At 55.2% G+C, this 21902-nt stretch carries 19 protein-coding genes and 1 pseudogene; 5 read left to right on the top strand and 15 right to left on the bottom strand.

All coding sequences use genetic code 11. The features are described from left to right. Positions 1–15: 15 nt before the first annotated feature. Together ASD00_RS23025 and ASD00_RS23020 are read left to right on the top strand one after the other, a co-directional pair. A complete protein-coding gene (locus ASD00_RS23025; RefSeq protein WP_057209023.1) occupies positions 16–1185 on the top strand; it encodes a mandelate racemase/muconate lactonizing enzyme family protein in 1170 nt (389 codons plus the stop codon). A 359-nt stretch (positions 1186–1544) separates the two neighbouring features. Next, complete coding sequence (locus tag ASD00_RS23020) at positions 1545–2960, top strand: amidase (protein ID WP_156585749.1); 1416 nt, start codon at positions 1545–1547, stop codon at positions 2958–2960. 237 nt (positions 2961–3197) lie between these two features. Here the strand turns inward: ASD00_RS23020 and virB11 are convergent, their stop codons facing one another. From virB11 to ASD00_RS22970, 10 genes are all read right to left on the bottom strand, one after another. Continuing rightward, positions 3198–4199 (bottom strand): P-type DNA transfer ATPase VirB11, encoded by a 1002-nt coding sequence (virB11, locus tag ASD00_RS23015; protein ID WP_057209018.1) that lies wholly within the window; start codon positions 4197–4199, stop codon positions 3198–3200. Then, positions 4196–5611 (bottom strand): TrbI/VirB10 family protein, encoded by a 1416-nt coding sequence (locus ASD00_RS23010; protein WP_057209015.1) that lies wholly within the window; start codon positions 5609–5611, stop codon positions 4196–4198. Before ASD00_RS23010 ends, virB11 begins: the two co-directional genes overlap by 4 nt. Continuing rightward, positions 5601–6368 (bottom strand): TrbG/VirB9 family P-type conjugative transfer protein, encoded by a 768-nt coding sequence (locus ASD00_RS23005; RefSeq protein WP_057209012.1) that lies wholly within the window; start codon positions 6366–6368, stop codon positions 5601–5603. The genes ASD00_RS23010 and ASD00_RS23005 overlap by 11 nt, the downstream gene beginning before the upstream one ends. A 22-nt stretch (positions 6369–6390) precedes the next feature. After that, positions 6391–7065 (bottom strand): type IV secretion system protein, encoded by a 675-nt coding sequence (locus ASD00_RS23000; RefSeq protein WP_057209009.1) that lies wholly within the window; start codon positions 7063–7065, stop codon positions 6391–6393. Positions 7066–7098: 33 nt separating this feature from the next. After that, positions 7099–8379 (bottom strand): type IV secretion system protein, encoded by a 1281-nt coding sequence (locus ASD00_RS22995; RefSeq protein WP_063963328.1) that lies wholly within the window; start codon positions 8377–8379, stop codon positions 7099–7101. A gap of 4 nt (positions 8380–8383) precedes the next feature. After that, complete coding sequence (locus ASD00_RS22990; protein ID WP_057209008.1) at positions 8384–9184, bottom strand: type IV secretion system protein; 801 nt, start codon at positions 9182–9184, stop codon at positions 8384–8386. A gap of 133 nt (positions 9185–9317) precedes the next feature. Then, on the bottom strand, positions 9318–11672 hold the full coding sequence (locus tag ASD00_RS22985) for a DUF87 domain-containing protein (protein ID WP_244496103.1): 2355 nt from the start codon (positions 11670–11672) through the stop codon (positions 9318–9320). Further along, positions 11665–11943 (bottom strand): VirB3 family type IV secretion system protein, encoded by a 279-nt coding sequence (locus ASD00_RS22980; RefSeq protein WP_057209005.1) that lies wholly within the window; start codon positions 11941–11943, stop codon positions 11665–11667. The genes ASD00_RS22985 and ASD00_RS22980 overlap by 8 nt, the downstream gene beginning before the upstream one ends. Positions 11944–12018: 75 nt before the next feature. Next, positions 12019–12330: a TrbC/VirB2 family protein gene (locus tag ASD00_RS22975; protein ID WP_063963327.1), complete on the bottom strand. Its 312-nt coding sequence runs from the start codon at positions 12328–12330 to the stop codon at positions 12019–12021. Between the two features lie 39 nt (positions 12331–12369). Continuing rightward, positions 12370–13287, bottom strand: coding sequence for a lytic transglycosylase domain-containing protein (locus ASD00_RS22970; RefSeq protein ID WP_082523688.1), 918 nt, complete (start codon positions 13285–13287; stop codon positions 12370–12372). 404 nt (positions 13288–13691) lie between these two features. Here ASD00_RS22970 and ASD00_RS22965 point away from each other — a divergent pair, with 404 nt between their 5' ends. Both ASD00_RS22965 and ASD00_RS22960 read left to right on the top strand, forming a co-directional pair. Continuing rightward, positions 13692–14414 carry a response regulator gene (locus tag ASD00_RS22965; protein WP_057209000.1) on the top strand — a complete coding sequence of 241 codons (723 nt, stop codon included), beginning with the start codon at positions 13692–13694 and terminating at the stop codon, positions 14412–14414. Beyond that, entirely contained in the window at positions 14411–15181 is a 771-nt protein-coding gene (locus ASD00_RS22960; protein ID WP_057208998.1) for an ATP-binding protein, read from the top strand. The genes ASD00_RS22965 and ASD00_RS22960 overlap by 4 nt, the downstream gene beginning before the upstream one ends. A 265-nt stretch (positions 15182–15446) precedes the next feature. Here ASD00_RS22960 and ASD00_RS22955 read toward each other — a convergent pair whose 3' ends face one another. Further along, on the bottom strand, positions 15447–16088 hold the full coding sequence (locus ASD00_RS22955) for a porin family protein (RefSeq protein ID WP_063963326.1): 642 nt from the start codon (positions 16086–16088) through the stop codon (positions 15447–15449). 174 nt (positions 16089–16262) lie between these two features. Between ASD00_RS22955 and ASD00_RS22950 the strand changes: the two genes are divergently transcribed. After that, entirely contained in the window at positions 16263–16712 is a 450-nt protein-coding gene (locus ASD00_RS22950; protein ID WP_057208994.1) for a hypothetical protein, read from the top strand. Here ASD00_RS22950 and ASD00_RS40320 read toward each other — a convergent pair. From ASD00_RS40320 to virD4, 4 genes and pseudogenes are all read right to left on the bottom strand, one after another. Beyond that, a protein-coding gene (locus ASD00_RS40320; protein ID WP_156585747.1) for an IS5 family transposase occupies positions 16683–17473 on the bottom strand; the annotation gives its coding sequence in 2 pieces (ribosomal slippage) (positions 16683–17143 and positions 17143–17473; 792 coding nt in all). The genes ASD00_RS22950 and ASD00_RS40320 overlap by 30 nt on opposite strands. 338 nt (positions 17474–17811) lie before the next feature. Then, positions 17812–17985, bottom strand: a pseudogene (locus ASD00_RS38130) (IS630 family transposase); the annotation flags it as partial. A gap of 263 nt (positions 17986–18248) precedes the next feature. Beyond that, the gene (locus ASD00_RS22935; protein WP_057208987.1) at positions 18249–19316 is read right to left on the bottom strand and encodes a hypothetical protein; all 1068 of its coding nucleotides are present in this window, start codon (positions 19314–19316) and stop codon (positions 18249–18251) included. Between the two features lie 8 nt (positions 19317–19324). Continuing rightward, the gene (virD4, locus tag ASD00_RS22930) at positions 19325–21418 is read right to left on the bottom strand and encodes a type IV secretion system ATPase VirD4 (protein ID WP_057208985.1); all 2094 of its coding nucleotides are present in this window, start codon (positions 21416–21418) and stop codon (positions 19325–19327) included. Positions 21419–21902: the final 484 nt, after the last annotated feature.

The raw sequence follows: 21902 nt of genomic DNA, 5'->3' as shown, positions 1-21902 counted from the left end.
TTCAGAGGAATAGAAATGCAGACCATTGAGAACATGCGGGTGTTCAACATCCGTGGCGGCGGATTGCATCCCGTAATCGTCGAACTTAGGACCAAGGACGGAATTGTTGGTTATGGCGAGGCAGCGGTCGCGTACGGCCTGGGCGCCGACGCTGCAGCCGGCATGCTGTCGGATCTGTCGCCGCGTGTCATCGGCGCCGATGCAACATACCCACGTCACGTCTGGCAGGAAATCTATGACAATTCCTTCTGGACCAAGGGCGGCGGTGCAATCGAATTCGCCGCGCTAAGCGCCATCGACCAAGCGCTTTGGGACATCAAGGCGAAGTCCCTTGGTGTACCAGTTTACGAGCTCTTCGGCGCAAAGTTCGAGAGCACGATCGAAACCTACGCAAACGGGTGGAGCACGCTTCACGACGATGTCACGGGTTGGGCGAACTCCGCCGAGCGACCACTCAAGGATGGCTTCCGCACCCTCAAATGTTATCCTCTCGCAGCACGACAGAAAGGTGCAACCCTTCGTCATGTGCAGAGGCGGCAGCTCGACGACGACGCATTTCGCCGCGCGATCGCCCGTGTGAAGACGTTGCGAAAGGTTGTCGGCCCGGACATCGGACTGATGTTCGACCTGTCCGGCGGGCTGAATAACGACCAGCTGATCCGCTTTATGGATGTCTGTGCCGAACTGGACGTAATTTGGATTGAGGAGCCGCTGGACCCCTTCAATTTGCAAGGATTGAAGAATCTGGCGGGTCGTTGGTCTATCCCGATCGCGGCTGGTGAGCGGATCTACACCCGCCATGGCTTCCGAAACCTCCTTGATACCGGCGGGGTAGACATTGTCATGCCCGATGTTGGTAATTGCGGTGGTGTATTCGAACTGGTGCAGATTGCCGCAATGGCGGAAGCCTATAATGCGCGACTGTCGATTCACAATTGCGCAAGCTCGCTGCTAACTGCCGCCTCCGTTCAGGTCGCGTCCGCGTCCGCAATGACCATGCCGCTCGAAACTTATCCGTACTACTCCGAAAAGAATGACTATGTGCAGGTTTTGCAGAATCCGCCGGAGAAGACGATCGTAAATGGGAAGCTTCAGGTCTCGGCCGCACCGGGTCTTGGCGCAGAAGTCGATCTTAACGCGATTGCACCATTCTGCAGCTTCGACTACGCGCGCGACGCGGCTTGATAAGCAACTGCGATTACGACGAGCGGCAAAGACGTGATCCTGCAGGCACCTAACCTCGGCACGTTCGCCCTTCCTACGCAGGAGGTTCTCCTCCCCTGGCTACAGCAGCTGCCCGGAAGCAGGAGCATTACTGGATACAAACGGTTTGGCCCCGTACGCAGGTCTCGGGGCCCTGCTTCGCGCGAGGGAACAACCTCATCTGCTACGAGCTCTTGAAGACGACCGCCGGCCACCCATTGACAATCCAATCGATTGTACATAGAAGACAAACGGTTGTAAAAACGCTCTTATCCCGCACGTTTCATGCGCTCTCAAGAATCTCTTGGACGAACTCGGTTATAGATTCTTCGGAGTCGCGCGTGAACATTGCGCACGAAGGTATGAACATGAACCAAGCATTTATCTCGGCCGCTGACCTTGGGCGGGCGCTAGCCCGAGGGGATTTTACGGCGGAAGCGCTTGTGACTGCGATGCTCACGCGCATTCACAAATACGACCCACAACTGAACGCCTTCGTCGAAGTTTACGCGGAAAGCGCGGTCGCCGCCGCTCGAGAATCAGACATTCGGCGGTCGCGAGACCAGGTGAAGAGCCTTCTTGACGGCGTTCCCTTTGCGGCAAAAGACCTCTTTGATGTCAAAGGCCATGCCACTCTCGCTGGTTCTAAAGCGACCTCTGGAACGATCGCCACGCGATCAGCAAACGCAATCCAGCGGTTGCTCGACAAGGGCATGGTTCTGGTTGGCAAAACACATACAGTGGAATTTGCGTATGGCAGCTGGGGAACCAATCCGAGCAGCAAAACCCCAATTAACCCCCGGGACGCATTAATGCCGCGTGTTCCGGGTGGCTCATCCAGTGGTTCGGGTGTGGCGGTTGCGGCCGGACTAGTACCTGTCGCTTTAGGCACGGATACGGGCGGCTCGGTTCGAACCCCCGCAGCGTTGTGCGGGGTCATCGGAATGAAAACCTCGCTTGGCCTAGTTGGAAGAGGCGGGGTACAACCGCTCGCATTTCTTTTCGATATCGTCGGCCCGATGACACGCAGCGTCGAAGATGCGGCGCTCGTTCTCGCAAGCTTACAGGGTGAGGATCCGGAAGATCCCTCGACATTTGGTGTGCCGCAGCATGATCCGGTCAATGACCTTGAAAAAGGAGTGGCGGGGTTGGTCCTGCGACACCCGACCATGGCTGACCTTGCTGCAGCAGAGCCCGGTATATTGGCACGGTTCAGGCAGACGCTCGACGAACTCAGGGCCATGGGCGCGCTGATCGAGGAAAAGCCGCTACCTCGCCCGCTCGAAACCTACGCAAGCCTTACTGCCAATATGACGACCGTGGAAGCTTGGGGCCGCTACCGTACGTTGGTCGAGCAGGAAAACAGCCTCGTTGATCCCGAAATTGCTAAGCGCATGTCGCGCGGCGCAACCATGGGGGTCGCGGATTATCTTGGTTATCTGGAGCAGCGCCGCATGATGCAGATCGAATTCGATGGCTATCTTGCAGGCGCGGATGCATTCCTGCTTCCCTCCTCACCAATCACCGCCAAACCTTTGGAAGGAATACACGACACTCCGGCTCCGTTTGGCATTTTCACCCGTCTCGCCAATCTAATGGATCTCGCGTCGATCAGCATTCCGATGGGCGACGTAGAGAATCTCCCCTCTGGACTTCAGATTGTTGTTCGCCGATTTGCCGACCCCATGGCGCTCCGCGTCGCTCGAGCGCTAGAAGTTCACCGGGGCGGGCTTTTCCTGGCCCCGTCACATTACTGAGTTTGCACGGCGCCAACGCATCCTTGTGAGGCTGGCGCCCTGCCAACTACGTTGACGGCCTGCCTGCCCTCTCTCTGAACCAGTCCATTGCCCGCTGCGCCTCGGCATGGGGCCGACCAGACGCCAGCAACGGCTGGAAAAGCTCTCTTGAAATTTCGACCCCGACCACCGGACTCCTCGGATCGGTGGGGAGGCTACGTGCAAGCCGCCCGTCTGCGAAACTGCCTACCCTCCCACCTATTTTTCATCTTGCGAAGGAAGATAGATTTCCAGGACGCCACGCTTGCCGTTTCGACGACCTACTTGGATTACAAGATCAATCGTCCGTTTCGCATAGGTGATAACTTCCGCGTGCGACAGCTTAACCCCAGATCGCATCACCATCAGCGCCAACCGGTCGAACGCAAGTGTCGGACTGTCGGCATGAATGGTCGTGATGGCACCAGGATGGCCCGTGTTGATCGCTTCTAGGAAGTCGTACGCCTCGACACCACGGATCTCGCCGAGGATGATCCGGTCCGGCCGCATACGCAGACAACTCTCCAGCAACTTCGACGGCATACGTGCGGAATTCTCTTTGCGGTCGGAAATCAGTCCGACTTGGTTCCGATTAGGTGGAAAGAGCTCCTGCGCGTCTTCGATTGTGATGAGACGCTCATTGGGGTCCATCATCTCTATCAAGGATCTAGCGACCGTCGTCTTGCCGGAAGAAGTGCCGCCAGAAATCAGAACGTTAAACCTTTCGTCGATCGCTTGGCGGAATAGTCCTTGCAGATCTCCGGCGTTCGCCATTTCGGCGATAGCTTTGTGACGAACCTTTCGTTCGTCATCCACCCGGATCTGAGCTCCCTCGACAAACCCGATATCCTCGCTCTTGAGCGCTCGCGTCAGGTACTTACGGATTGACAGCGAAACGCCATGTTCAATTGCTGGCTCGATCACGACTTGGACGCGTTGCGGACTTCCCCAAACCATCACCCGGCCAGATACGATCGGATGCAAAGCGCCGAGCGTGTTACGCGTTTCACCTGCCAGCTGCGCCCCGAGGCGTTTAATCGAGTGTGCCGATAACGACACATCAATCTCATGCATGTGTCCCGCGCCAGCGGCCTCAACAAAGATTGAGCCGTTTGGGTTGATGACAAGTTCGTTGATTCCGTCGTCGGTGAGATACTCCCGAAGCGGACTCAAATATTGCTCGACATAAGAAATTTCTCTGCTTGCATGGACGTGGTTCATCGCAGGATCAAATCCCTATTTACGAAAACACGAATCTCCTCACCCTGTGGAATGCGAATGACCGGGGGCAGCGACAGATATTCTTCCAGAATACCCTTCGTCTGGTCGCTCAGTTCGCCTCCCATGTCGTTCGCCAACTGAGCTCCCGCTCCTCCAGAGCTCTGACCTCCGCCACCAATGTTGATTGTGGTGCCGGAAGAACCAGAGTTTTTGCCGAGGCTTTCGGACAGGATCGTCGGAACCGCTCCGATTGCACTGATCAGAATTCCTGCTCCGAATTTCGTCGCGTAGCGGTTATCAACGTTGCCGAGCGTGCCGGATCTACCCAGGCGATCAGTGCCGATTGAACCGAGGGAAATGGAATTACCATCAGGCGTGATAGCTCGGTTCCAAGCGATCAAAACACGCTTTTGAGCGAGACCAACTTCGTTATTAAATTGGCCGATCAAGATTGTACCGTTGGGCATAAGGACACGCGAGCCGTCGAACGAGTAGACGGGCTGCGTGACCTGTGCTCGAATGCTACCCGGCAGCTGCGTGTCAATGGCTGTTTCTAGAACTGCTGGGATGATCGTGCCTTGAACGACTGTACGTGACGGATCACGCAACCGCTGCGAAACAGATGTTTGCCAGCTGCTCGATGCGGCAGCCTGCAAGAACCGCTCGTTCTGGTCTAGATCACCGGAGAATCCGTTTTCACCTGGAAGGGGCGCGCCCACAGCAAGCCCGTCCCCTTCATCGACAATAACTGCCTGCGATTGCCGCTGTTTCATGTCAATTTCTTGACTGTTTTTGAACTGCTCGGCCTGCAGGCGCGCCGCTTCCTCTGCTTGGCGGCGCTGCTCTTCTGCCTTTTCAGCAGCGGCACGAAGCTTCGCCGCTTCCTCAGCCATTGCTTTGCGCTCTTCTTCGAGCTTGCGCGCCATGGCATCGTTGTAGCTCGACAGCATCCGCTGGATCTCGCTGTTGGACATGCCAGGCTGACGATTTCGTTCCATTTCAGCCAGTTTCTCTTGCAACGCTTTGAACTTTTCGTTGAACGCGGCGCTGGGATCCTCTTCAGTCTTCACCGGTTCCGGAATTGCGGGCACTATGAAATCAAGATTCGTGGTGGCGGTCTTTTCTCGATCGACTTCCATGTCAACCTGCGAGGTCCTTGCATCATCGTTTCCGAAGATACCTAGCAACCTCAATGAGCCGGTCGAACCCACCGCAAGGACGAAGACGCCCAGTGCCACGGCAATGACTGCGAGGGTCGGAACGAGCCGGCTCATGCGCAGGCCCGCTTGTCCCGACTGGCGAGCTCGGCGAGCACCGAGCAATTCTTCGCGCTCGGCTGCCCGGCGACTCTCCTCATGGGGATCCGAAATCTCCCGCGGCAAAGGATCGAGGCTGTGCTCATTATCGGGCATGGGCGACCTCCTGCTTTGTCGCTAGACCAAACAGGGAAGGCCTGGGCTTAATGGCCTCTTGCTTACCTATGCAGACCGTTTCCTCACCGATCCTCAACACCCAAAACTCGCTAATTCCGTCGACAACCACTCGACTGCCCAGAGTTCGTGAGTTGATGAGCTCCTCAGTTCCCTTAGCGCCCACTTTCAAGATCGCTGGCCGAGGAGCATTTTCCGGCAAAAAGAAGCTAGTCTGCTTCCCATTGTCTTGCACCCAGATCGGGCGAAACGCTGCCTGCCCAGAGACCATATAGTTCGAGTTGATCCGCTCAGCTCTAGGCACGGGGTTTGCCTTTGCTTTGGTCGGGGCCGCATAGGTAAATATTGATCGAAACACCGGGAGTTCGCCCGTTCCAACCTGATACTCATTAAGTGAGCGCAGTTCAAAAGCATAGACTCGTGAATTCGTATAGATTGTCATGTTGGTGGCAGCGGAGGGGATCGTGGGCTTGATGCTTACGACATTGCCGCTCTTGAGCTTCACGACCTCCCAGGAGGCGCTGTCACCGATCAAGATTGATTGAACCTCTTCGTTTGCCGCAAATTGAACAGCGGTTACCGATTTCAGGTAAAGGTTGAGTTTGTAGACCTGGTTTTCACTGTATCGGTAGTGTTGGATGCGTGGATCTCGTTTGATCTCAGGCGCGGGGCCAGCGGCCTCCACCATCGAAGTGAGCGAGGCGCTGATCATTAGAATTGTGACAAATCGCTTAAACATGGGATCTCTTTCTCTAAACTAACTATTGAGTAGCCTCGGCATCAATGCGGTAGCTCTGCACACTGAACCCAAGAGGGTTCTTCCAAACTTCCTCAAGCTTGGCGTTGTCCTTTGGTGCGAATGCGTAGCCAACGGTCGCAACGAACGTACGCGCTGCGGTTTCCTTTCCTTTTTCCTCGCGGTACTTTGTAATGCGAACCCGCGCGAGGTCGAATGCGCCGCGCCGCGTAGCGGGGTTGATCGAGATCGATTTGACAACAACCCGTACGCGCACACCCTTGCCGTACACAGTTGGAGGATACTGAGGCGAACTGGAGTTCCATAGCTGAGCAAGCGTGGCTGCCGCATCTTCAGCAGATCGCGTCATCACATCGGGAATACGAATTGCGTTGTCAGCCGGGTCGAACGTCTCGCGATCAGTTACATAAGACACCAGTTGAGCCTGCAGAACGGCATCTTGCTGGTCCAGGGAAGCGGGGCGAACCTGAACAAGCTTTTCAGCTTCCCCCGTTGTCTTGTCCACCATGACGACGAAAGGCTTCGTCTCATTGAGGGGTAAGATTGCAACGAGGCACCCTAGTGCTGCCAAGGTCGCGATGACGGACCCAACAGCGATCTTTGCCCAACTGTCACGTTGCTGACGCAACGTAAAGAAAATTTCGTCTTCAAATAGATTCTTTAGCTCGGAATTTGACATAGTTGCCTCAAAGGAAAACTGGCTGACGTGAACTTAGGACTTAAGGTTATTCCGCTGTTCAGGAGATAGCTGGCTCCCGTCCCCAGTGTTCGACGAAGTGTGTGACGAAGATGGCGAGGAAGGTGAAGCTTGGCTCGCAGCGAAGGCAGGATTTCGGCTCATCTGGGCAGAACCCACGACTTTTTGCTCGCGCCGATTTCTCCAATATTGCTTTCGCTCGTCAGTATGCCGGCGCCATGCCGCAAAGCCAGTGAGTGCTGCCTGCTTAGGAGACGCGCCGGCCTTTAGCGCGCCGACGGTCGCTCCGGCAGCATGTAGGTGCTTTCGCGGATCCAACATTTGCCCCATGGCACGCTGCGGCACAGCTTCCGCTTTCCTCTTGAGAGTGTCAAAACCACTAACACGTCCGGCAAACGAGGTCATACGCCGGCCAACGCTGGCACCACCGACTGCAACCGAAGCTTGGGCAAGCGTCTGAGCCATGGTCGGAATGTGGAAAAGCAGAACCAAGGCCGCGATCATGACAAAGATGAAGCCGAAGAACTTTTGTTTATCCAGACTGCTCGCGCCCGAGGTGGCCAGGATGTGGGCTGCGAAATACAACACGATCGCCATTAAGGCGCCCAACAGGAGCGGGATCACGGCAAAGCCGACGAGAAGACTTACCCAACCTTGGAAGTAGCTTCTTGTCTTCTCCCACATGAACATTATGAGCCCGAGCGGCGCCAAACTAATGGCAAGGATCATCCCCACTTTGGCAATTAGCACGATGACAGCCGAGGCCGCGATGAAAATGCCGCCGACTAACAGGACAAGAATGCCCGAGAATACATTCCTGAAGGTCTTACCCATGTCGGTGATCGCTGTATCCCGGAAAAAATCCCGCGCTATCCAAACAATGGCGTGTCCAAACTCATCCATTGCCGCATAGGTTTTCGCTTCTCCGGCTCCGGTTATCACCGCAGGATCAAGGATGTCCTTACGGAGCGTTTCAATGTCTCTGGCGACCGCTTCAACGACCAGGTTGGAGTAGCCTTGGGTAATTCCTGTCAATGCGTCATAGATCGGGCTGAAGTTGCTCCATACCGTCGAAAAAGTCACGATAAGGATGTATGTAACCGCCCAGTTCAGATAGCGAGTCCACTCAATGTTGCGGGCCTGAAGAACATGATTCAACGCTATGAAGAGCAACGTCACAACGCCGATGACGGTCATCAGGGATTGTACCGGTTCGGCGACGGCGCTGAACACGGATTGCAGATAATCGACCGTCGCCTCGTCAATCGCAGTACCTATCGACTGTATAATTCCCATGACCTCACCTATTAAAGTCTTTAAGTCCGTCGACCCAGCTCTCCTCACTCGCTTCGCTCACCAGGACCATGAAGTAGGTGCTGACAATCGATGTGATGGCGGATTGTGTACGCAAGCTCTCGTTAGACTGCTGAGTAAGTTCGATCATGACCCGTGTGTTAAGGTCGATACTGGTTTTTAGATCAGGACTGCTTTCTAGCGCCGTGATGTAATCATCTAGACGTACATTGCTCAGATTGGCTTGTTTGTAGGCATTTTCAGCAGACGAAGCCGCAATCGCGCTTTTGGCTGCAAGGTGAGCCATCATCTTTTTTCCCGGAAGCTCGTCATCTTTAAGCTCGAAAGCCTGATCCAAGCTGAACGTTGTCCGGAATTCGTTGAGAGCTTCGATCAGATCTTTAGGGCCTTCAGGTGAACCACTTAGCGCACCTTCTGAGAGTTCCCGAAGGCCCTCGCCGCCTTTACGGCCCTGCACCTCTTCCGGCCCATTGAGAAGAGGGAAATTTTTCGGCCCTGTTTGCCCTTTTCGGATTAGCTCAAGCGCGTCCTTTTGCGCTTCGATGGATCCGACAATCTCAGAAATACCCCCTCCAATCAGGCGTGAGAGGCTCACAAGTTTCATCAATTGTTGAATGGCAACGGAATCATAACTCGCCGATGCATCCGACGGAGCGGTTGGCGCCGCTCCAACGCGGGGTTCCTCCACCGGCCGGATCTTCTCTTGCGCATTTGTTGGCAGGGCTACTGACATGCATGTCAGCAAGCTGACGCCTAAGAGAATTTTCATTGAAGATAGTCGGTTCATGCCACTACTCCCTCGGAGAATGGGACAAAAGTTTCCCAGTTACAGGCGCAGTTGTTCTTGCGCTCCGCAGGCACCGACTGGCAGCTGGCTAGCCCGGCGAGCGATAGAAACAAAGCAATCATGTTTAAGATCTTCATTGCAGCAGCATCTCCATTTGAAAGTCAGGACGGTCGCGCCAGCCCGGAGGCGCTTTTTCCCCACGCCCTCCACCAAGCACATCAAGCCCCGTCCCAATTTCGCTGAGATCGAAATCCAAGACGACGCTGTCGCCGCCTGACTTCAAAAGCACGAGATGGTTGTCGACATTGCTGATCTGAAGGAATGAGCTCTCTGTCGGGGTGAGATTTAGCGGCTCTAGTTCAGCTTCGGTGTTGAACGCGCTTGGGTAGATCAGGCGGGTTACGGCGCTCTCGAGGATCGCATCGCCGGCAGCGCTATTCTTGATGTGTGACACACGCTGGGTCAGAAGAACGACTGCAACGTTCTTCTTACGCATGGTCAGCATCCAATCTTTTAGCCGCGCTTGGAAGTAGGAATCGTCGAGCAGCTTCCATGCTTCGTCCAGGACAAGCAGTGTGGGATGCTCGTCCTCGACGAGACGTTCTACCCTGCGGAAGACGTAGCTTAGCCAGGCCGTTCTAATGAGATCGTTGTCGAAAATCTCGCTGAGATCGAATGCGGTTATCTTGTTTTCGAAAGCCAGCGGATCTTTCTCCTTGCCTCCAAAAAGCCATCCGAACTGTCCGGTTTCGTCCCATCGGCCAAGGCGGTTGTACAGGTCGCCGTCGTCGTCGGTTGCCCGTAATTGGCTGCGAAACTGCTCAAAGTTTTGCAGGCGGTGGTCCGCCACAACGTTGGATTGAACTGCGTCGTTCATCGCCTGGATTTGTATCGAGTTAAGGCGACCCCCATCTTGTTCCGCAAGAGCACTAAGCCAATCCGCCAGCCAGGCAGCGCCGCGGCTGTCGGCCTCGGCCCGCATTGGATTGAAGCCCGTCTCCTCGCCCATACGCACGGCTGAGTAGCGCCCGCCCATAGCTCGGACCGCCATCTCAAAACCATTATCCTTGTCGAAAAGAATGGTTCGGGCGCCTAGGCGCTGCGCTTGGCTGATAAGAAAGGCCGTACCCAGGGTTTTGCCAGAGCCTGTCTGCCCCAGAACAAGCGAATGACCGACGGTGCGATGGCCAGGGCGGCCGGGCAGATGGAAGTTGAAACGGAAAGTTTCACCGCGAGCCGTCGGGATGATTGTTACCGCTTCTCCCCAAGGGCATCTCTCCGGGGGGTTGCCTTTGGGAATACCATGCATGGCGCAAAGCTGGGCAAAATTGAGAGACGAAATCATTGCTCGCCGCGTGCGATAAGAGAAGTTTCCCGGATGCTGAGCGAAGTACACCGCCCGAGCGGAGAAGTTCTCTCGAACGATCGCGGCACCCGCGTCCTGCATGGCGCGGGTGACATATGCGACCGCCTGTTCCAGTTCTTTTTCAGTTGGGCAGAAAACAGCGATACTGCAGTGATGGTCTCCGAAGATTACCCGGCCAGACGCTACATCATCTTCGGCGTCTTCGAGCTGGGTCATCAGCGAAACCGCCGCGTCTTCGGCAGCCTGCATTTGCTTTCTAACGCGAGCGATTTTGCCTTGTGCGGAGATTGGATCGATCGGACTGAAGCTCTGAGTGACGACCGTGTCATAGGGCAAATTGAGGCGATCGAGGATGCCCGGATACGTGTCGATGGGATAGTCCTTAAGTGAAATGATGGTGCCGAAACGGCTGGCATCCGTCGGGCCGACGCAATCGAACATCCGGCTTCGGAAAGTTACCTGCGAGGTGGCAAGAAGATCTGATAGCGGATTGAATCGTGCCCCGGGAATGAGAGTGCCTCCCGAGCCATCCACCATCGTACGCAACAGCCCAAGCCAGCGCCCCTCAGACAGCGCCAACCGACTTGGTCTCGCCTCACTGACCGCGACCATGCAAGTCGTGATGAGTTGATCGAGGCGAAGGGCGCGGGCGGTCACCTCCTCGCGGCTGTGAACGTTCTTCCCTCCGAAAAGCCTCAACAGTTTGGTTAGTCTACGGGGTGGTCGAATCACCATAGTCACCATGGTCACGCGATCGCGAAGGCCCACATTCTGGAGATACGACTGCCAGCGACGGTCGATCTCTTCATTGAATGGATGTCCTTTGAGAGGCTCAATGGTGGGGCGCGTCTCGACCGAAATGCGATGGATGTAGTATGCGACATCGGCCCGTTGCTGGGCGATAAAGCGAGAGAGCGCGTTGGAGAGTTCCATCGTATGACGGTGGTCGACGGTATCCGCGTTGATGCCCTCAACGACGAAGGAGCCCATAAGGTCGCCATCTCGCAGCATGATCGTCAGGTCATCCACTTTGCTGAGGTAGGGAAGACCCGTTACGAGCAATTCGCTCTGCGTGTTGTCGGCGACCCTCCGGGTTGCGTGTGTGGGAGCTGCCTCAAGCACGATAGATATGTCCTTTCCCACGCAGCAGAGCGGGACTGATCCGTGTCTGCTGTACGGTTGCGATAAATACGCTGATGATCTTAGGATCGTAGGCAGCGAGCGCCCGCAGTAGGCTATAGCCCGAGCCCCCCATTACCAGAAGGTAGATAAAGGAGCGCGTGGCGATAAAGCCGAGCATCACCGTCACAACCAAGACGACCAAATACATTACGGGAAGGCCGGCGAAGGTCACTTCCCGGGTGAGACCGATGAACAACGGTGTGCGTTCCATCAGAGCTTCTCCTATCAAGATGGAATGGCCGAACCCTTCGCGTGGCCACAAAGGGCTCGGCCCTGTGACCGCCAATCAAACGGCGCTCAACCCCTCGACGAAACTTGCTCCGCCAAAAACAATTGCGATGCCGATGACCACGGCGACGGCATAGGTCCAATCCATGCGTCCGATCATGAACGAAAATCCAACGGCAATGACTGCTAGGGCGGAGACGGCGACACCGATGGGTCCGGTGATCGTCGAAACAATCTTATCCAGGAATGTCGTCACACCCGAAAAGTCCTGTGCCAGACTTGGCTGGGTCGAAATAAGCAAAAGCGCTGCTGTTGCGATTGCAACATCCGAGATCCTGCGATTGGTCAAAAAGTTGATAACTGACTTCATTTTGTTCCTCATGATTTGCGGAGAACCTGACCCAGGAAGTTACCCGGGATACTGATAGACCGTCGGGCCGCTTTTTGTGGACGGCGCGAGGGTTGGGCAGTCGGAGGGAGGCTTCCCTGCGACAAGGTATCTGTTGGCAAAGGTATGTGTGGGCTGCCGCTCCATCACAAAATCGACGGGCACTTCATTAGACGTAAGCGTCACAGCATGAAGGATGTCTGCCACGTACTGACGTGTTTCGCGGTACGGCGGAATTCCACGGTGCCTCTCCACTGCGCCAGGACCGGCATTATAGGCCGCAAGAGCGAGCTCTGGACTGCCGAATTGCGACAGCATGTTCGTCAAGTAGGTTGCAGCGCCCTGCAGATTGTCGGCCGCCGAGAACGAGTCGCAAACTCCCAGTTCAGCGGCCGTTGCCGGCATAAGTTGACCCAAACCGCGTGCGCCAGCTGAAGAAACTGCGAATTGATTGAAGCCACTTTCCCTTTGGATCATCGCAGTGAACAGCTCAACGAAAGACCGTTTATCGAGCCCGGCCCGTCTGACGGCCGGCATAGAGGCGAAGGCTAAAGCCACCTCTGCTGCTACGAGACGCATGCGTTGTTGCTCAATGCTTAACCTGCGCGACATTCCGCGCGGGGCAGGTAGGATCATTTGCCGCGAGATCGCCTTGCTGGCCGCATTGCCGGTAAGCGCGTTCATGTCCGAACGGAAGCTCGCGTCAGGCACCATGTATCCAACAGAAGCCTCATACGGGCCGCTACTGACCCCCGTCGGCGGCGCACCCTCTTGTGCGCCGCCATCCCTTTGGATCAAGGTTCCATCCTTGAGCTCATCAAATATTGCTGCATGCACTGTTGAATGAACCCCATGCAGCTGAACCAAATATATTACTGCAAATGTGATTGTGCTTTCTCGTATAAACACTCCTATCTTTGTCTTCCTGAAAACCCGCATGTTTTTCTCTCTAATATGCATTCTGTCAATTCAGATAGTTTCTTCAAAATTTCCTTCGTAACATTGACTACATACTGGCGACATCGTTCTTTCTGTCAACATTTCCCATGATTTCATTTGTAACCGGCCGCACAGAACTACACTTCCCCTTGGAACCTGGGGCCAGATACGTCGAAATTCGTTACAGTTGAAAGAGAAATGCTGCGCACAAACTCGGCCATTCGACCAGAGAAGCCATCTTTCCTGGGCTTTCGGCGTGCGCGATCGGTTGAATTCGTCAGCGATGCTCCGCCACGTGCATCGTGCCATACGTCCACTGACGATTGAGATTGTAGAACCAGATGCCTAGTTTCTCATCATAGCTTTAGAGCTGGGCGCGCAATCGTTGCCGCAAGGAGTGTCTGATGAAAAATATCATGATCGTAGACGACGATGTTTCGATTAGACGAATGCTGGGAGACTATCTATCGCAGCACGCATTCCGGATTAGCGCAGTTGAAAACCGCGCGCAAATGAACCGGCAAATGGCGATCGAGGCGCCCGATTTGGTGATCGTCGATATGAACCTTGGGCAAGAAGATGGCCTCGAGATCGTCCGTAACCTCAGCTCGAGCCGCAACGTTCCAATTATCATCATCAGTGGCGCCAGGCTGGACGAAGAGGATAAGGTGACTGGACTGGAGGTGGGCGCCCGCGACTATATCACCAAACCGTTCAGCATGCGCGAATTCCTAGCGCGTGTACGCGCGGCTTTGCGTGAACAGCCCGATAAACGCATCCACAGCTCTAAGATCTACACGTTTGATGGCTGGCGCGTAAGCACCAGGAATCGACAGCTTCGCCGGACTTCTGGCGAGGAGGTTAAGCTGACGTCCACCGAGTTTAATCTGCTCGTCGCCTTTTTGGAGGCGCCCCGACAGATCCTGTCTCGCGAGCAGCTTTTGCTCGCGACGCGCGTCCATGATCAAGAGATTTACGACCGAAGCGTTGACGTCCTTATCCTCAGACTACGCCGCAAACTCGAGATTGATGCGTCCACTCCGTCTTACATCAAAACTGAGCGCGGAATAGGCTATATGTTCAATGCCGAGGTTCACAGTGAAACGCTTCGGGTGCGCACACAATGATCCAGCACGAAGGCGGGGTGACCGGATTTAAGGCTAGTGGTCCGGAGCCTGCATCACCCCTGCCCTGCAGTGCCGCACTGGCGGGGGAGCTGGCTCACGAGTTTAATAACATTCTAACAACCATACTCGGCTACGCAGAGATGCTGGCCGAGTCATTTCCACAAGAGCACCCTGGGCAATATTTTACAGAGCAAATTCTTGAAGCCGGCCGTAAAGCCGAGAAGATCGCCGCGCAAGTTCTTACTATTAGTCGGAGAAGTAATTCCATGAGTCAGGTATTTAATGTACAAGAGGGCCTATCGGAGATACTGCCTAGCCTTTACACATCCGTGTCACCTCTGACGAGGCTCGACATCGATGTGTCTGATGTCCAGATGTTCATGGTTGGAACATCCCGCGAGTTGGAACACATGCTGGTCAGCCTATGCCGAAACGCAAGTGAAGCACAGGAAGGTGGCGGGTCTGTTCAACTGAGAATCGCGCCGCACAGGCAAATCGAAATCCTTAGACTGAAACACGGTGAGCTTGTCCCCGGGACCTATGTTCACATCTCCGTATGCGACGAAGGCCCTGGCATTGCACCCGAGCATGAGCGCCGCATCTTTGAGCCTTTTTTCACGACGGCACGGGGGCATGGCCGCACGGGGCTTGGCCTTTCCGTCGTACGTTCGACCGCTTGCGCACTCAACGGGCAGATAGACGTCCACAATAAGGCCACCGGGGGGACGTGTTTCGATCTCTATTTCCCGTTAGCGGTGGCCATTTAGTCTCCTCGCGCCGTATTTCAGCAGTATCTAACACGGATACGTGGATCTTAGCGCCCCGCAGGGAACTCCCTGCGGGGCAATTTGAATGCCAAACGTTCTTTCGGCCTTCGCGTGCCCCTTCACATAAGCCATCCGACCTGAGGGTATGTGCCATAACCATCGGCGTGGAAAGGACGGGCCGCTACTCTAGACCGGTCCCTGAGATGACACTAAACAGATCTGTGTGACAGCACTCCAAACAGCTTGCCCCATCTCCAACAGATCCTCAAAACTTGCGGGCAATGCCGATCGTAAACACGTTTTGATCAAGGTCGGCCTTGACCCCTGCCAAGTTGGCCGTCGAGTAGTCGTTGTACCGATACTCTGCTCGGAAAAATGTCGAGTCATTGATCGTCCAATCGACGCCAGCGCCGAGTGTCCATCCGTTTACAAAGTCGCTGTCGTCGGGGTTTTCGACAAACGCGTTCGTGGCCGTCCAGCCACCCGCAGCGTAAAACAAGGTATTCCCCACTACTTCACCCAAGCGAATTCGGGCCGCATATGATATATCGGTCCCAACTTGAGTGCCATAAAGGTTTCGATCGTTCCAATCGTAGGCGACGTCGCCTTCCAAGCCCACGATAGCATTTTCGCTTACAGGAAAATTGTAGCCGGCGAAAATTCCGAGACGCCGGCCGGCGAAGCTCTCTTCTAGAGTGTCGCAGTAACAATCGGCGTAGAAAAAACCCGTCATCAAGTTTGCACCAAGAGACACGCCTGCATAAAGTCCGTCCCATGCTAACGGGGGGGCCTGTTCTATAGGAGGCACCATAGGAGTCGACGGCGGCAGCTCAGGCAAGTCGGCGCTGTATACGGCTGTCGCAGAGAACCAAACGGAAGCTGCAATTGCAAGAAGTTGAGTATTCATAGGCCGTCCCTGTAATGATTGTGTATATGTATAATAATTTTTCTTAGATCTACGAACAACAACTCTATCATTTCATATGTAATTCAGACGCGAATTGGAGTCTTTCCCCCGTCCTCCTAGGTCCTGTTGACAAAGTGCTGCTGCCAATGCGAATCCTGCCGTCAGGGGGACGTCATGGCGATACTTAGGATTTATGATCTCAAAGAGAATGTCCTCGCGCTTGATCTCAGAGACTTACTGCGGCTTTTGACACCTCGATCTTTGCAGGCAAATTGGACAGTTTCGACCGTCAAGTCATCCAAACCTGGGCACGAATGGTTTGAGGCCACAGGTGACGGCGGCGAGCAACTGGAGGAGTTGGCGCAGGACGACGCCCGGCTTTCAGGCTCCGATCTAGCAGCCTTGGCCGAGAAGACGCAGCAGGTTATCTGGGGCGAGTTTGTCGGCTCCGGACCGATGCAGTCAGACAAGACATGGATTACGATCCGAGCCGTCGACAGCACATTCTACGAGATCGATACGGACGATGAGACGGTGCTGAGTAAGATCAGCTCGACCTACAAAGACGTCCGAACTGGGGAGGCTCCGGTTAGGTCATGGGTTTTGGACCATCCCGGTGAATGATGGCAGCCAGACGCGAACGGCAGCCAAAGCAAGGAAAGCAGCGAACGACCGTTCGGTTTTATCATAGCGGGTGGCTACGCGCCGAAACTGCTTGAGCTTGTTGAACAGGCGCTCGATACGGTTTCGATCCTTATAGGCCCGAAAGTCGCAGACGGGCGGCTCTTTTCGATTTGCCTTCGGCGGTATAACGGGCCTGATCCCGTGGGTCAGCAGTTCTTCACGCAGGAAGTCGCTGTCATAGCCCTTGTCAGCGAGAAACAATCTCGGTTTGCCAACTGGCATTGCTAGCAAGCCCGGAATGGCATTGTAGTCCGATGCTTCGCCACCCGTCAGGATGAAGCCGAGAGGGCGTCCTTGACCGTCTGCGCGGGCGTGGATTTTTGTCGTAAAGCCACCGCGTGATCGACCAAAAGCCTCCTTATAAGTCCCCCTTTAGCGCCCGCTGCCTGTGAATGGCCTCGAACCGTGGTGCTGTCGATCATGTGCTGCCAGTCGTCGGTTAGCCCCAACTCGATAAGCGTTTCGAGAAGTCCATCCCACACGCCTTGTTCCGCCCAACGACGGAAGCGAACATAGATGGAGTTCCACTTGCCGTAGCGCTCGTGCATGTCGCGCCAGGGGCAGCCGATCCGCAGAACATGCAGCATTCCGTTGAGATATCGCCGGTTGTCATGAGAGGGCCGAGACTTCCTGCCGCGCTCGGTAGGCAGCAGCCCCTCAATGATCCTCCATTCCAAATCCGTCAGATCGCCACGCGCCAAACCCGCCTCCTAAAAGACAGTTTTGAATCATGCTTCCACTGATTTGGGAATCCACTTTGTCAACAGGACCTAGTCTGCTTGGGGCTTGCTTTTTGCGGAAGGGAAAAATACACGGCGTATTGCCACGTTGTGATTGCCTCACGAATGACGAATCCTCCCAGCAGCCCCACGGATCGCTGCTTTGTGGTGAGATCCGGCCACGTCGCCAATAGCGAGCAAAGACGAGAAGAAGTATCCCGGGTTCCACTGGATAGACATCACCGGGGCTTTCCTGAGAACGACAGACGATGTTGAGCACCACGCCTGCCCGGGCGTCTTGTAGCTAGAGCTCGCCCCTTTTAATCGAGGTCATGCCCGGCGGCAGGAAAGTAGTTGGCCCATTCCTGCGGTTCGAACAGTTTGACGATGGAGCCGACGGTATTCCACAACGCGTCGACGAAACGCTCTGCCGTTGCCCGCAGGAGCGACTTGAGCTTCGACAAGGCGTTTTCAATGGGAATGAAATGGGGACTGGAAGACCACTACCTTCACCGCTGCGCCCAGGTTTTCCGGCATGACCTCGCCGATATGCCGCCTCCCGAATGCCGCCAAAACGCGGCTGCGAAGGTCCTCGCTCAATGCACGTCCCATTCCTGCCTCGCTGATTCGAAGGCAGAGGATCGCACCGAGTTGTGCTGGTCACCAAAATCCGATTCCGTGTTCAACGGATGCAACCGACGTGCTCTAGTCCAGGAGACTAGGTGATATCTCGGACGCTTAAAGTCGGCGCGTCCTGCTAAAGTGAGTGGCCTCCACGGCGGGTTCGCCGGCGGTATTCTTCCGGTGTTTGGCGACGGTTTGTGGGCTCGCGTACAAGCGCAAGCGGTTCCCCATCTTCAATGCCGAAGCGCCTTCTTTTGGGGGCTAATTGAGATTGCTCATTGGTAGACTGACCAATACGGGCGGCGTCAGCTGTTCTTTTTGTGCCCGTCAAGGCAGATGAGGAGGCTTCCGCCGGCTCGCCACTTGGTCGTATTGAACGAGAACGGACTCGTTCCGGCTTGTCGTGCCCGAGGCCGGAATCGTCCGACGCGCGCTGCTCGCGCTCATAGCGCACCCTCTGCTGCTCATCGAAGCGCAAGAGAGTCTGATCGCTTCCCAATTTCTCAAGCTCGGCCTCGATCCCGCGCGCGACGCGGCCAACATCCCCCGGCAGGTTCCAATTTACGCGCGATCGAACCTGGTCCCTCAAGATCGGATCACGTGTCCGCACATGTTCGTGCAGCACCTGGTGTAAATGACCGAGCGCATCCGTAAATCCCCTTGCTTGCTCCGGACTGAAATCAACACCTGAGTAGGCCGATACAACCTTCCGAAGTCCCAGTTCTCGTCCCAGGAGTTCAAGCGGAAGCCGACGCGAAATGGTCTCTTCATTAAGATTCTTCGCAATTCCGAGATTGTCGTCGGTTGTATCTGGTGAGCGAAAATGTGGAGAAAAGCTGGCAAATCTCTCTGCCCGCTGTAGCAAAGCGCGTCGCATTGATACCGCTAAGGGGCCATCGGTGATTTGAGCATCGACCATTGCCCCCACTTGCGCGAAGCGTTCCTGCACCCGCGGAGTGAAGTGGTAATTCCAATCCTCGTTGAGCAGCTTATAAGAGCCTTGGGCGATGCACTCTGCTGCGTAAGCGACAAGCCGATGCTCTGCTTTTGAAGCCGCTTGAGCTCTTTTCGACGCGACGATGTCGTTTGGAGCCTGCCGGTTCAAGAACGCCTTCCGCAGATCAGCATCCTGCGCTAGCAATCTCATGACGGCCAAACTCCGCCTGTCGCCTCGGGAGGCGTTCGACAAATCGTCCATCATTTCCACCTTCACTCTTCGAGGTCAGCGCTGGCGTATGAGCTACGCCTCTGAAGCGCTATGATACGGTCCAAAAGTGCGCGTTGATGCGCCATGCCCGAAATGTCACTATGCCGATCCTTCTCGTTCGCTTCTTCGTTCTCTTCTTTCTTGTTTTCCTGGGCCCAGATCCAATTTGAGGCAATCGTTCCAACATCTTCTGCATCGCCGTTGGCAGAGCTGCCAATCGTCCCGGTCCACTGAGTGTCATCAGAATATGGGGCGCCGCTATCAGCAGAAGCGTCCCGTTCGTCTGCATTCTCCCGGCTCTCGGTGGTAGCCGACAGATCCTCTGCCGTAGAAATGCCGCCAGTCATATCTTGCGGAATGCCCTCATCGTCCAGCTCTTCAGCGTTCGCGAGAGCGTGGGGCGTTTTCGCTGCCTCGGTCGGCGCAGGGTCAAAGGTGACGGGGTCAGGCATTGGCAGCGGTCCAGCCTGAGCCTCAAAAATCTTCTTCAGCTTTCGGTCCGCGTAATATTTCACTTTGTGCATGTGCAGTGGCGGCTGGCCCTTCACGAGAACAATTTGCATATTGTCGTTGATGAGACGAACCTGTTCGGGACGGAGTAACTTCTCGCCTTGCTCGGAAGCCTGTACCTGAGCGTTCCACCATTGCTTAGAATCGTAAGACTTGCTCTTCGCAGTAAACGTGTAGTCACCGATGGACTTGGAAATATATTCGGGGGTCTCATCGTCCGCGGTGGCCATGAAGACCTGCACGCCAGTGTTCGAGAGGAAGTTTTCCTTTCCTGCCTGCTCGTAGGCACCAGTCAGTGCAGAAAGGCTTTGGATAATGAACATGAAGCGGCCGCCATAACCAGCAATTGTGGTGACCGCAGTCTCGATTGCTTCGAGCTGGCCCAAGTGTTTGAACTCGTCCAGGAGGAACAGGACCTCGAATATCTCGTCCTTTCCTGGCATTTCTTGCTGCAGGATCGAGACGAGCTGCTGAAAGAACAACCTCACGAGCGGAGCTATGACCTCTAGGTCGTTCGGGCTGACCGTCAAGTAGATTGTTGTGGGGTCGCGGCGCAGATTATAAATATTAAAGTCCGAGCGGCTTGTCGCATTTTTTATCAGTGGATCAGCCCACAGATTGAGACCACCGTCACCCAAGACAGACGTGTAGGACGTGATAATCTTGGTGTCGTTACCAGCCATATTGTCGAAAATGCGCTGCACCTCCGGAATCTTGCTGCCTTCTGCCAGCTGCGCAAAAAGCTTGTATTTTTCTCCCGGCTGAGAAAAGAGGTCGTAGACGGCGCCTATAGTCGGTTCTCCCCGCTCAATGCACGCCAGGACGCCCGCCACAAACAGATCGCGCGCGCCGTCGATGAAGCCTTCCGCCCCTTTCCCCTTTGACGTGATCAGGTTGTTAGCTAATCGGCGCGCCTCAGAGAAGCGCCGCTCCGGACTTGTCGCTACGATATCGAGCACGGGATTGTAGCAGTGAGTTCGCCCTTCCTTATCCATTGGCGCAAATTTGAAGATGTTATCGCCATTTCGCTTTCGAGCTCGAGAGGTTAACTCAAATAGCTCGCCCTTAACGTCAAGCGCGAGAACGGAACCGTTGAAGGTCAGGAGTGTCGGGATAACAACACCGACGCCCTTGCCAGCTCGCGTAGGCGCGACCACAAGGCTATGGGGTTGCGGGCCATTGCTCAGGTACTTTCCCAATCCGCGAGGGCCTGTCGTCTTGCCGAATATTGGACCGGAGACTTTTTCATAAGGGAGCAGATACTTGAGCCGCGCCATCTCGGCAAACCGTCCCCATCTCGCAGTGCCGTGATGTTGCTTTTTAAACAAAAGCGCGGCAAGCCCCACCATCACGACGAAAACTGTGACAGCAACAATGATTACACAGTGGATGAAGAGTGGGCTGATGCGGCCTATATATAGTGGCGTCACGTACCAAAAAGCTAGTAGGTCAATTTCGACCAGGGCGTCGACGCCACCGCCAGCGCTTAAACTTACGTAAATATCACAGAACAGCAGTCCTAAAGGAATTGAGAGAACTGTGCTGAGAAGGAGGATGCGGACTTTGTCTCCAATGTTTTCCGGCATAATCCAGTTGCTCCTCAGCGGCCGCGAACCGGCGGCCGGTGATCGTAGAGCTCGGAAGTCCTCTCGTGCTTTTCGAGCGGGGACCTTGGTTCTCTCTCTTTTGAAGAATCTCGCCTCGCTTCCACGGGTTCTTTCCGATTTCTAGCGACGTCGATTATCATAGGTTTAGCGTGAACGACTGTCGTCGGAGGAACCGTCACGATCTCTGCACTTGAGTAAACGACCTCGGGGCTTGAAACTGCCGATTCCACGTCTGTCGCTGTGGTGTCGATGCTCCTTCTGTCCAGATCCGAGTCGCCCTGGAGCGAACTTCTATCCGACTCAAAAGAAGAAACGCTCGAGCGAATGCTATGTGACCAGCGGCTTTTATTACCGCCGTATACCGAGCCTCGATCTGTGTCGAACGACCAAGCAGTAGAAACAGTGTCTCTCCCGTCGATTGGGTCCTTACTAGTCCTCTCCAGCCGCGGTGATTTATTAGACG

This window comes from Ensifer sp. Root31 (genome assembly GCF_001424825.1).
Lineage (GTDB): Bacteria > Pseudomonadota > Alphaproteobacteria > Rhizobiales > Rhizobiaceae > Ensifer > Ensifer canadensis.
This window is presented reverse-complemented; position numbering and strand designations above follow the sequence as displayed.

Coding starts and splice junctions, on each gene's coding strand:
- ASD00_RS23025 (WP_057209023.1), top strand. CDS start 16: ATGCAGACCATTGAGAACATGCGGGTGTTCAACATCCGTGGCGGCGGA.
- virB11 (WP_057209018.1), bottom strand. CDS start 4,199: ATGAACCACGTCCATGCAAGCAGAGAAATTTCTTATGTCGAGCAATAT.
- ASD00_RS23010 (WP_057209015.1), bottom strand. CDS start 5,611: ATGCCCGATAATGAGCACAGCCTCGATCCTTTGCCGCGGGAGATTTCG.
- ASD00_RS23005 (WP_057209012.1), bottom strand. CDS start 6,368: ATGTTTAAGCGATTTGTCACAATTCTAATGATCAGCGCCTCGCTCACT.
- ASD00_RS23000 (WP_057209009.1), bottom strand. CDS start 7,065: ATGTCAAATTCCGAGCTAAAGAATCTATTTGAAGACGAAATTTTCTTT.
- ASD00_RS22995 (WP_063963328.1), bottom strand. CDS start 8,379: ATGGGAATTATACAGTCGATAGGTACTGCGATTGACGAGGCGACGGTC.
- ASD00_RS22990 (WP_057209008.1), bottom strand. CDS start 9,184: ATGAACCGACTATCTTCAATGAAAATTCTCTTAGGCGTCAGCTTGCTG.
- ASD00_RS22980 (WP_057209005.1), bottom strand. CDS start 11,943: ATGGAACGCACACCGTTGTTCATCGGTCTCACCCGGGAAGTGACCTTC.
- ASD00_RS22975 (WP_063963327.1), bottom strand. CDS start 12,330: ATGAAGTCAGTTATCAACTTTTTGACCAATCGCAGGATCTCGGATGTT.
- ASD00_RS22970 (WP_082523688.1), bottom strand. CDS start 13,287: ATGCGGGTTTTCAGGAAGACAAAGATAGGAGTGTTTATACGAGAAAGC.
- ASD00_RS22965 (WP_057209000.1), top strand. CDS start 13,692: ATGAAAAATATCATGATCGTAGACGACGATGTTTCGATTAGACGAATG.
- ASD00_RS22960 (WP_057208998.1), top strand. CDS start 14,411: ATGATCCAGCACGAAGGCGGGGTGACCGGATTTAAGGCTAGTGGTCCG.
- ASD00_RS22955 (WP_063963326.1), bottom strand. CDS start 16,088: ATGAATACTCAACTTCTTGCAATTGCAGCTTCCGTTTGGTTCTCTGCG.
- ASD00_RS22950 (WP_057208994.1), top strand. CDS start 16,263: ATGGCGATACTTAGGATTTATGATCTCAAAGAGAATGTCCTCGCGCTT.
- ASD00_RS22935 (WP_057208987.1), bottom strand. CDS start 19,316: ATGATGGACGATTTGTCGAACGCCTCCCGAGGCGACAGGCGGAGTTTG.
- virD4 (WP_057208985.1), bottom strand. CDS start 21,418: ATGCCGGAAAACATTGGAGACAAAGTCCGCATCCTCCTTCTCAGCACA.